This window comes from Gammaproteobacteria bacterium (assembly GCA_013696315.1).
Taxonomy (GTDB): Bacteria; Pseudomonadota; Gammaproteobacteria; order JACCYU01; family JACCYU01; genus JACCYU01.
Genome location: JACCYU010000120.1, coordinates 1 through 10,080 on the forward strand (window position 1 = coordinate 1; position 10,080 = coordinate 10,080).

Here is a 10,080-nt window from a genome sequence, read left to right on the forward strand (position 1 = left end):
CCACGAGACACGGGCGGCCTTCGATGTTCATAAAAACAGGTAAATATTGCATCTAGCGATTCCGGCTGGCCGGGAGTTGAACGCACGCGGCAATTCAGGTTGCCATGCCTTAAACATCGTGATCGACTATAGTTTACGTCAAGAATTTTCATTATCCCCATGTCCACCGCAGAGTCATCCAGCGTCCGCGATCTGCACGCCTGCATCGGCAAAATCGCGACCGGCCCCGAGTTCAGCAAGAACTTGTCGTTCAGCGAGGCTTACGGCGCCATGCGTCATATTCTCGCGGGCACCGTCGATCCGGTGCAAAGTGGCGTATTCCTGATCGCGCTGCGCATGAAGCGCGAAACCGACGCGGAGAATGCCGGCGCGCTGCGCGCGATCGCCGATGTCACGACAACGGCCACGGCGGACGTCGATGACGTACTGGACATCGCCGACCCTTACGACGGCTTCGCGCGGTGCTTGCCAGTGTCACCGTTCCTGCCGGCCGTGCTGGCCGCCTGCGGTGTGCCGACGATCAGTCACGGGCTGGAATCCGTAGCGCCCAAATTCGGCGTTACACCCCGGCAGGTGCTGCGCGCCGCCGGGATCGACGTGGACCTCGATGTGCGGCAGGCGGCGGCGCGCTTGAGCAATGCGCTCACCGGCTGGGGGTATGTGGACCAGCAAGCGTTCTGTCCCGCGCTGCATGCATTGACTGGCTTGCGCGCGCTGATCGTCAAACGCCCGGTAATCTCCACGGTCGAGAACCTGACCGGGCCGGTGCGCGGCCGCCAACGCACGCATCTGCTCACAGGCTACGTCCACAAGGCGTATCCACCGGTTTATGCGCGACTGGCGCGTGCGAGCGGGTTTGCGTCGGCCGCGGTGATCCGCGGCATCGAGGGTGGCGTGCTGGCATCACTGCGGCAGCCGGCAAAAGTGCATGTCTATCACGAGGGCGGCGAACTGGAGTCGCGCGAGGTCAACCCCGCGGACCTGAACATCGACTACCCGTTCCGCGCATTGCCGCTGCCTTCGGCTCTGGTGGGGCAAAAAATCGAAGACAATCCTGAAAGCGCGCTGGGCACCGACTCCGCGGCAAGCGCCGCCGCGCAAGCGGGCCTCGCGGCTCTGGCTGGCGAACCGGGCGCCGCGCGCGACAGTCTCGTGTACGGCGGCGCGATCGCACTCACGCATCTGCGGCGCTTCGATACGCTGCGGGCGGCAGCCGAAGTCGTGAGAAGTGCGCTGGATACGGGCGCCGCGCGCGCGAAGTTCACCGACGGCTAAGTTTATATTGAAAACAATATAACCATATTCGTATTAATTCCTTTCCGACCTCCACGGCTTTTGCTAGCTTGACTGAACCAATGCGCGCGCCAGGATGGTCAATATTCAATGAACGATGAATGGAGGCGCGTTGGCAACGTTTCAGCACGAGGCAGCGCAATGGCTTTATCCACGCTCGAAATCCGCCGTCAGGCCAAGATCCACGAAGGCAGGCATCCGCGCGAAATCCTGCGCCTGGCGCTGGAGTCGTGCGACGACGTAGCCATATCGTTCAGCGGCGCCGAGGACGTGGCGCTGATCGACATGGCGGTGCGCATCGATCCCAAGGTCAAGGTGTTCTCGCTGGATACGGGGCGTCTGCACGCGGAGACATATCGCTATCTGGAGCACATCAGAAAGCACTACCGTCTCAACCTAGAAATGCTCTCGCCGGATACTTTTTCGCTTCAGGATCTGGTGCGCCGCAAAGGGCTGTTCAGCTTCTACGAGGACGGGCATCATGAATGCTGCGGCATCCGCAAAGTCGAGCCTTTGAGACGCAGGCTCGCCACCGTTGACGCCTGGATCACTGGACAGCGTCGCGATCAAAGCCCGACACGGCTGGACGTGCCTATCGTGCAGATCGATACGACTTACGGCACCGACGAGCACCCGCTCATCAAATTCAATCCGCTGGCAGGCTGGCGTTCCGAGCAGGTGTGGGCCTATATCCGCGCCAATAACGTACCGTATAACGAGCTGCATGAGCGCGGTTATGTCAGCATCGGCTGCGAACCATGCACCCGCCCGGTGCTGCCGCATCAGCACGAGCGCGAGGGCCGCTGGTGGTGGGAGGAAGAGACGCAGAAGGAGTGCGGTCTGCACATTGCCAACGGCGATACGGGGACTTGATGTCCCGGTAGCTGACGCCCGCCTGTCGCTCAGCCCTGCAACAACCCGCCTTTCGTAGTAAACTTCGCTCCCAGAACCGGGCGTCGACCATTAACGGGTAAATGGTTGCCAATAACCGGCATAAAAAATGAATGCGCCATAAATATTAAAGAGGGGAACGCCTGAAATGCTCGGCATCCCTGTTACACAATCTTACTAACTTACTAATATTTCACAACCACACGGATCAGGTCATGAAATCCTACAAACTTTCACATCTTCAACTGCTGGAATCCGAAGCGATTTACATCATGCGAGAAGTCGCGGCGATGTTCGAGCGCCCGGTATTGCTGTTCTCAGGCGGCAAGGACTCCATTTGCCTCGTGCGGCTCGCCCAGCGGGCGTTCGCGCCCGGCAAGATTCCGTTCCCCCTCATGCACGTGGACACCGGGCACAATTTCCATGAAGCGATTGAGTTCCGGGATCGACTGGTCAAGGAGGTAGGCGCGAAACTGATCGTCAGGACGGTGCAGGATTCCATCGATAACGGTCGGGCGACCGACGAAAAAGGTCCGAACCCAAGCCGTAACGCGTTGCAGACCGTCACCTTGCTGGACGCCATCGAGGAATTCAAATTCGACGCCTGTTTTGGTGGCGCGCGGCGCGATGAAGAGAAAGCGCGCGCAAAGGAACGCGTGTTTTCCCACCGCAACGAGTTTGGCCAGTGGGACCCCAAGAATCAGCGACCCGAGCTTTGGCATCTCTACAACGGCAGAAAAAATGTCGGCGAAAACTTCCGCGTTTTTCCGTTGAGCAACTGGACGGAGCTGGATGTGTGGCAGTACATCCTGCGCGAACAGCTCGACATTCCGTCGATTTATTTCACACACAACCGCGAGATAGTCAATCGCAAAGGCATGCTGCTCGCCAAGAGCGATTACATCAGCCTGCTCAAGGGCGAGCATTACGAAGACATGCAGATTCGGTTCCGCACGGTGGGCGACATGACCTGCACGGGCGCGGTGGTGTCGAATGCAAACTCGATCGAAGACATCATCCGCGAGGTCGCCTCCGCGCGCGTAACCGAACGCGGGGGCCGCTCCGACGACAAGCGTTCAGACTCCGCGATGGAAGACCGCAAGGCCCAGGGTTACTTTTAGTCAGGGCTAATTAAGCAGGGCTACTTTTTTATTTAAGGGACGAAACAATGACGAGTGCGACGACTGAGACCGATTTTTCCGAATCCCGTTATCTGGACATGGACCTGTTGCGGTTCACCACGGCGGGCAGCGTGGACGATGGCAAGAGCACCCTGATCGGGCGGCTGTTGTACGATTCCAAGTCGATTTTCGAAGACCAGTGGGAAACGCTGGAGCGCGGCAGCGCGCAGCGCGGTGACGACCGCGCGAACCTGGCGCACCTGACCGACGGGCTGCGCGCCGAGCGCGAGCAGGGCATTACCATCGACGTGGCGTACAAGTATTTCGCCACGCCGCAGCGCAAATTCATTATCGCCGACACACCGGGACACGTGCAGTACACGCGCAACATGGTCACCGGCGCGTCCACCTCCAATCTGACCATCGTGCTGGTCGACGCGCGCAATGGTCTGGTCGAGCAGAGCTACCGGCACGCGTATATCGCGTCGCTGCTGCAGATTCACCATCTGGTGGTGTGCGTCAACAAAATGGACCTGGTCAATTACGACCGCGCCGTGTTCGAGCGCATCCAGCGCTCGTTCGATGACTTCGCCGCCAAGCTGGACATACCGGAAATTCATTACATTCCGATCAGCGCGCTGGTCGGCGACAATGTCGTGATCAAGTCGAACAACATGCCGTGGTATCAGGGCTCGACCCTGCTGCACACCCTGGAAAATGTGCACATCAGCAGCGATTACAATCACATCGACGCGCGTTTTCCGGTACAGGGCGTGATCCGCCCGCAGACCGACGCGCTACACGATTACCGCGGCTACATGGGGCGCATCGAGGGCGGCATTTTCCGCCCCGGCGACGAAGTGTTGGCTCAGCCTTCGGGTTTCACCACCAGGATTCAATCAATCGACACGCTGGAAGGGACGCAGGAAGAGGCGTTCGCGCCGATGTCCGTATGCATCACCCTAGAAGACGATATCGACATCAGCCGCGGCGACATGCTGGTCAAGCCCAACAATCAGCCCACGATCAGCCAGGATGTCGATGTGATGATGTGCTGGTTTAATCAGAAGCCGATGACCCTGGGTGGCAAATACGCACTGCGACACACCACCAAGGAAGTGCGCGCCGTGGTGAAGGAGATCGCCTACAAGCTCGACATCAACACCTTGAAGCGCATCGAGGACGACAAGAAGATTGGCATGAACGACATCGCCAAGGTCAAGCTGCGCGTGTCGAGCCCCCTGATGGTGGATAGCTACCGCAAGAACCGCGCGACCGGCAGCCTGATCCTCATCGACGAGTTCACGCACGAGACGGTGGGCGCCGGCATGGTGGCTTGAGGCTGCATTCAAACACTAAAATTGCATCCCGCGCGGCACGCGCGGGATGCGTTCTGTTGGGGAGCCTCTAATTAAGCCACACGCTGTCATCTCGACCGGAGGGAGAGATCTTGTAACTGATTGAGTTAAGTAGTCTCATCGTGGCGCAAGATTTCTCGCGCCGCTTCAAAATGACACTTGTTCAGAGCTTCCTTGAGACATCCTTCGCAGATTTACCTGGTTCCATTCAGACAGGTTATCCGAACCGCGATGCTCCCAGAAGAAATACAAATGAATAAATACAAGTATGGGGATGGCTGCGAACGCTAGGGATTAATGGGGGGGCAAATAGAGGGCAGACGAGGATAAAACATTAATTGAGCCTGCCAGCCATCGGGCTCCGCTCACGTCTCAAGTATTCGTTTTTTGCCCTTATTCCTTAAATGCGATCCGCGATCCAGAATACGTGGTCCGGATCGAACCAGTCGCGGTAGATGGGATCTTCTCTGTTGCTTGGTATTCCTCCCAGCCACCGCTTTCCCACCCATCCAGCCTTTCAAGGATAGCCGTAAGGTGGCGTTTGATCTCTTCGTTCATAAACGATCCTTTTCAAGTAATCCGGCAACCACCATTGGACAGCCGCGCTCAACAATAGGGGACAGACCACGAATAGTCGAGACGTGAGCGGAACCCGCATAGCTTGGAAGGATTCATCGAGGTTTGATCGTGGACCGTCCACTTGTCCTCGAGGAACCGTGAAAACTCAAGTACCAACACAGGCGATGAGCCGAACAAAATAAGAAAACCTCTTCACTTCACTTTGCAAGCCTCTGCGCGATTGAACGCGTATGTAATGCGGCATGGTTAGGCTCCTTTCGCCATTGAATCGATCACCGCCATGACCTCACGCGGAACAAGCTGATGGATCATGTGACCCACACCGGGCACCAAGCGAAGATCACTCTGCGGGAGTTCTTTCTGCAGCTGTGCGGAATGCCTTGTAGAGTTGACGAATTGATCGTCGGCGCCCGCCATGATCGTGACTGGCATTGTCAGCTCACCGTAGCGACGGCGAAGTACAAAGACGGCCGGGATCATGAGTCCACTCTCCGCGGCACTTGCCCGCAGTTGCTTCGGTCTCAGTACCATCCAGACAGGAAAACGCTCGAATCTTTGCGGCACTGCGGACGGCCCGAACATTATCTTGAGGACACCAGACCACATAATGCGCCCGAGCAAGGGTGAAATCGTATAACGCATGATATCCCCGAGTACGGGGATGGCGGGCGCTGACATCATGGGTACGTCGAAGCGGACCGTGGGGTAGTAGTAGCCGGAGAGCAACACCAGGCTTTGCACGTAAGCGGGGTAATCCAGTGCCATTGATACAGCGACCAGGGTTCCCCACGAATGGCCTACTACGATGGGTCGTTCCACATGTAGACGCTGAAGAGCGCTGTGCAACAGGTCAGCTTGCGCCTTGGGGTCCCATGGCTTGCCTCCGCGCGGACGCGCACTGTAGCCATAACCAGGGCGATCAAAGACGATGACCCGATAGTGCTCAGTGGCGAGATCAACAAGACCGCTAATGTCAAAGTCCTGAATCATGCTGCCGTTGCCATGCAGCAGCACGAGGGGTTGGCCTTGGCCGCGCTCTAGATAGTGTAAGCGGACACCATCAACTTCCATGAATTGCCCTACAGGCGGATTGTCACGTTCCACTTGCCGAGTGCGATATAGGACAAACGCAAACATGGCCGCAACAACTATCGCGGCCAACACAACAAAAACGATGAGTTCGAAACTTTCCACGGCGGGCGCTCCTTAACAGGATCAAAATGACATATGCTCGGCTCGTGGCAGAGCAATCAGATCGGCGCGGTTCTAGAGCCGGACTAATCTGGCCGAAAATAAAAAAGCCCCACCAAAATGGGGCTCTCGTTGCTGTGCGACCCTTCCGTGTCTCTCCCTGAGCTTATTCCCTGGGTGACTCTCCGAGAAAGTATTTGCTCTTATGACTTATGCCGCTTTCTTGCTTGTGGAGCGAGTGTTGTCAGCGACTTCTTTGGTCGCGTCCTTGACGACCGATTTCACCTGGTCCATAGCGGCGGGCAATTGCTCTTCCAGATAGCTGTTCAACTCGTTCTGCGCCTGAGTCATGATTTTGACCGTGTCCTTGTTGGCCTGCTGCGCCTTGTCGGCATACTCCTCGATGAGTTGCTTTTGCGCGTTCATGTAGTGAGACACGCCCTGCTTGACAGCGCTTTCCATGACGTCACTGGTTAGCTCAATCTGCCGTTTCAACAGCTTTTCGTAGGTGCGGGAATTGATTTCAACCAATTGACGCGTGCTATCAGCGGCAGTTTTGGCGAATACGTTGTAAAGATCAAAAGCGTAGTTCATTTAACGTCTCCTAAAGAGCGGGGGGAAGATAGTAACGCTACGGCTTCTTGATGCACCGCAGCATTAATGATGACCCTACGTCAATGAGGCCATTCTGTCAACTGTCATTTAGAAAAAAGCCTACAAAACACCGCAGACCCGAAGCCAATGCGGCTGACTGGAAGGTATCGCTGTTATTGTCGCCGCATGGAAGTGCGCGTCACCAATTGCTTAGGCGTATGCAAATAATAGTGCGAGAATAACCGTGCTGCTACAGCGCGCCACGGCCGCCATAGTGTGCTCATTTCTTCCAGCGTGTCTGGTGTCGGCCGAGCAGCCAGACACTTAACTTTCTGTACCGCCACGGCCAAAGCAAGATCTCCGCGTGGCCATGCGTCCGGCCGGCCCAGCGCCATCAACAGGTAAATCTCCGCCGTCCACGGCCCAATGCCTTTGATCTTAACCAACGCCGCGCGCGCCGCCGAATCATCCAAGGCGCTCAATGCGTCCAGGTTGAGTAAGCCACCAATAATCGACTGCGCCAGATATCTGCTGTAGGTGATTTTCTGACGGCTAAAACCAATGCGTTTTAGCGCGCTATCGTCAATTTCGAGGAAGGACTCCGGCGTCAATAATGAGACCGCGGCAAGCAGGCGATCATAAGCTGCTCTGGCGGACGCAAGCGATACCTGTTGTTCCAGGATGATACAGATCAGCGTCCCGAATTCCGGCTCGCGCGACCATAACGGCGGCGCGCCAAGGTCATCGAGAATGACGGCCAAATGTGGATCACGATCGCAAAGCCATTGGAGACCCTCAGCCAATGTTGTCTGAGAAAGTGTCATTGGTAGCATCGAAGTGACTTGTGCAGCGCTTGGCATGAAAACAGATTAGCAGGTCGGGCGCGTTTTAAGTTCGGGCTCTGACTCTCACTTGCCTCGGCAAACCGGGACGAAACTCATTTTCCCGATCCGGAGCGCTTCGACATCACGCGCAAGCCTGGCAAGATCATGAGTTTCGGCCACGGCCCGCACGGCTGCCTTGGGGCGCATTTGGCCCGAGAGGAAACACGCATCGCCCTGGAGACGCTGTTCCGGCGGATGCCAGATTTAAGACTGGATGAGAGCAGCGAGATCCAATGGTACCGGAACGCCGGCAATCGCGGTCCCGAAGCCTTACCGCTTATTTTCTGATTGTGCGGCGCTGCCGGGGATCTTCCTGTCAATAAACAAGAGGACGGCGTGAAACCTGCCCATCAGGGGAACAGAGCAGGCGCCTATGCCATTTCGGATATTCTAAGGCGCGGGGCAGGAAGCTATTGTCTTCAGGAGATTGGGGGTATCAATCTTTGTGGCGCCTAGAAATGGATGGCTCAGCACGAGGACGAGCAATAGCGAGGAGGCGACCATCGCCGATGTTGCTGTCACCAGGATAGTCTGTATCAACCCGTTCTCCATGTAGAAGAGGATACAGAAACCGATCGTAATTGCGCCACCCAGCAAGAGCACCAGCCAGAAGAGCCCGGGCATCGCAACCTCATTGCTGGAGAAGCGCTCGTTGCGATATTCTTCCAGCGAACTCAAGAGGTCGAATGACGAGGTATACAGCGCATTTGACGGGGAAAGCGTTCTATAGACGACAAAGACTCGATGGGTGGGTGAAGCGGCCGTCAACCTCGTTCGCTCCCCAGCCTGCATCGAAGGGAGCTCGCTCTTCACCACGGTGCGCGCATAGCCGCAGAGCGCCTGCTGGGCTTCGTTTCGCATCGATTTCGGCAGCGCCACCGTTTCAAGGTAGATCGCTCCCAGCGTGCCCGCCTCCTGATTGGTGGCAACAGCCGCCTCATGGTATGCCTGCCGCTCGGCGATGACGAGAAATCCCAGCAGCACGCCGTATAGAACGCCGACGACAGAAAAGATGTACCCGGCGACCTCATTATGATGGCCCTGCATCGCAGCTTGTACGATGGGACGGACCAGCCACATGGCGGCGACCGACAGTGAAATCGTGCCACCAATGGCTAAAAGAGTTAGAAGCCACGTGGGCACGTTGGAGAGAAGCCATTCATCCATTCTCTGCGCTCATGAACCTGAACAAATCTTGTACCGTATCAACATGAACGAGGCTAAGAAACTGGGCGCGGACGCCGATTAAACATCGAGTTCTTGCGAAACATTCGGGATCTGCTCGCGTCCGGGCCGTCCTGGCGCCCGCCGAGCCATCTTGCGACTCACCTTCGTAGTAAAATTCACCAGTCATCTCTTGAGGATTCACGACCCAGTAATGGAAGCATGGAGGATCGATGTCTTGGGGGTGATCATTATAGATTTTCTGACCATTTTTTCTTCCCCATATCTTTTCAATCCTCGTGTTCGTAAGAAGCATGCAATGCCGGAAGCAATTCTGCCATCCTTCAACCAGCGCGGCGACATGGACGATGTGTCGAGGCGATATTAAGGGTGTAGAGCCGCCCGGCGCGGCGGCCATGGCCAGGATCGCGTGCCGCTCGACCGCCATTTATACTGATGACCTGGCGTTTGCACTTTTCTGTATCCGCTTGCCCCGCATAAAAGCGCCCTTGTACTATCCTCACTCGGTACCGACGCACATGTCGGGCGTGACAGGGGTGGCATCATTCATCAACCCGATATTCCGCGGGCGCGCGATGCTCCGCAAGAGTTTCAGCACGATTCCAGTCGGTCTCGTTTCAATCGATTCATCGATAGAAGCGCTTTTGTCGTCGGCATCATCGCGCCACTTTCTACTGTCCCGCAGATTATTCAGATCTATACGACCCGGAGCGCCGAGGACTTGAATCTCGGCACCTGGGGTCTGTTTCTGGCATTTACCGTGTTCTGGCTGCTGTACGGTATCGTCAATCGGGCGCGGCCGCTCATCATCACGAATTCGATCTGGCTGGTGAGCTATGTTGTCGTCATCATCGGCGCCGTGATCCACGGCTGAAACATTGGCTCGATCAGACGGAGAAGCTCGTGAAAACGCTGTCTTGGATGCGCAGGCGTTGGCCGGGTACATCGATGCCAGGAACGGGCGGCGGCTCGCCTTCACGCTGG

General features: G+C 56.7%; 10 protein-coding genes and 1 pseudogene. 6 read left to right on the plus strand and 5 right to left on the minus strand.

The window, feature by feature from the left end; translation table 11 throughout:
- Positions 1-159: 159 nt before the first annotated feature.
- From H0V34_07445 to H0V34_07460, 4 genes are all read left to right on the plus strand, one after another.
- Complete coding sequence (locus H0V34_07445) at positions 160-1,275, plus strand: anthranilate phosphoribosyltransferase (protein ID MBA2491535.1); 1,116 nt, start codon at positions 160-162, stop codon at positions 1,273-1,275.
- A 159-nt stretch (positions 1,276-1,434) separates the two neighbouring features.
- Entirely contained in the window at positions 1,435-2,166 is a 732-nt protein-coding gene (locus H0V34_07450; GenBank protein ID MBA2491536.1) for a phosphoadenylyl-sulfate reductase, read from the plus strand.
- Positions 2,167-2,399: 233 nt separating this feature from the next.
- Entirely contained in the window at positions 2,400-3,305 is a 906-nt protein-coding gene (gene cysD / locus H0V34_07455; GenBank protein ID MBA2491537.1) for a sulfate adenylyltransferase subunit CysD, read from the plus strand.
- 98 nt (positions 3,306-3,403) lie between these two features.
- The gene (locus H0V34_07460) at positions 3,404-4,645 is read left to right on the plus strand and encodes a 50S ribosome-binding GTPase (GenBank protein ID MBA2491538.1); all 1,242 of its coding nucleotides are present in this window, start codon (positions 3,404-3,406) and stop codon (positions 4,643-4,645) included.
- A 411-nt stretch (positions 4,646-5,056) separates the two neighbouring features.
- On the opposite strand, the gene H0V34_07465 is transcribed toward H0V34_07460, so the two are convergent.
- The 4 genes from H0V34_07465 to H0V34_07480 form a co-directional block, all read right to left on the minus strand.
- Positions 5,057-5,221 (minus strand): hypothetical protein, encoded by a 165-nt coding sequence (locus tag H0V34_07465; protein ID MBA2491539.1) that lies wholly within the window; start codon positions 5,219-5,221, stop codon positions 5,057-5,059.
- Positions 5,222-5,488: 267 nt separating this feature from the next.
- Entirely contained in the window at positions 5,489-6,379 is an 891-nt protein-coding gene (locus H0V34_07470; GenBank protein ID MBA2491540.1) for an alpha/beta hydrolase, read from the minus strand.
- A gap of 264 nt (positions 6,380-6,643) precedes the next feature.
- Positions 6,644-7,027, minus strand: coding sequence for a hypothetical protein (locus H0V34_07475; GenBank protein MBA2491541.1), 384 nt, complete (start codon positions 7,025-7,027; stop codon positions 6,644-6,646).
- 173 nt (positions 7,028-7,200) lie between these two features.
- Positions 7,201-7,851 carry a DNA-3-methyladenine glycosylase 2 family protein gene (locus tag H0V34_07480; protein ID MBA2491542.1) on the minus strand — a complete coding sequence of 217 codons (651 nt, stop codon included), beginning with the start codon at positions 7,849-7,851 and terminating at the stop codon, positions 7,201-7,203.
- 84 nt (positions 7,852-7,935) lie between these two features.
- Here H0V34_07480 and H0V34_07485 point away from each other — a divergent pair.
- Positions 7,936-8,199, plus strand: a pseudogene (locus H0V34_07485) (cytochrome P450).
- A 102-nt stretch (positions 8,200-8,301) separates the two neighbouring features.
- Here the strand turns inward: H0V34_07485 and H0V34_07490 are convergent.
- Positions 8,302-9,078, minus strand: a complete 777-nt coding sequence (locus H0V34_07490) for a DUF4239 domain-containing protein (protein ID MBA2491543.1) — start codon at positions 9,076-9,078, stop codon at positions 8,302-8,304.
- A 475-nt stretch (positions 9,079-9,553) separates the two neighbouring features.
- On the opposite strand from H0V34_07490, the gene H0V34_07495 reads away from it, so the two are divergent.
- Positions 9,554-9,970 carry a hypothetical protein gene (locus tag H0V34_07495; protein MBA2491544.1) on the plus strand — a complete coding sequence of 139 codons (417 nt, stop codon included), beginning with the start codon at positions 9,554-9,556 and terminating at the stop codon, positions 9,968-9,970.
- Positions 9,971-10,080: the final 110 nt, after the last annotated feature.

Coding starts and splice junctions, on each gene's coding strand:
- H0V34_07445 (MBA2491535.1), top strand. CDS start 160: ATGTCCACCGCAGAGTCATCCAGCGTCCGCGATCTGCACGCCTGCATC.
- H0V34_07450 (MBA2491536.1), top strand. CDS start 1,435: ATGGCTTTATCCACGCTCGAAATCCGCCGTCAGGCCAAGATCCACGAA.
- cysD (MBA2491537.1), top strand. CDS start 2,400: ATGAAATCCTACAAACTTTCACATCTTCAACTGCTGGAATCCGAAGCG.
- H0V34_07460 (MBA2491538.1), top strand. CDS start 3,404: ATGGACCTGTTGCGGTTCACCACGGCGGGCAGCGTGGACGATGGCAAG.
- H0V34_07465 (MBA2491539.1), bottom strand. CDS start 5,221: ATGAACGAAGAGATCAAACGCCACCTTACGGCTATCCTTGAAAGGCTG.
- H0V34_07470 (MBA2491540.1), bottom strand. CDS start 6,379: ATGTTTGCGTTTGTCCTATATCGCACTCGGCAAGTGGAACGTGACAAT.
- H0V34_07475 (MBA2491541.1), bottom strand. CDS start 7,027: ATGAACTACGCTTTTGATCTTTACAACGTATTCGCCAAAACTGCCGCT.
- H0V34_07480 (MBA2491542.1), bottom strand. CDS start 7,851: ATGACACTTTCTCAGACAACATTGGCTGAGGGTCTCCAATGGCTTTGC.
- H0V34_07490 (MBA2491543.1), bottom strand. CDS start 9,078: ATGGATGAATGGCTTCTCTCCAACGTGCCCACGTGGCTTCTAACTCTT.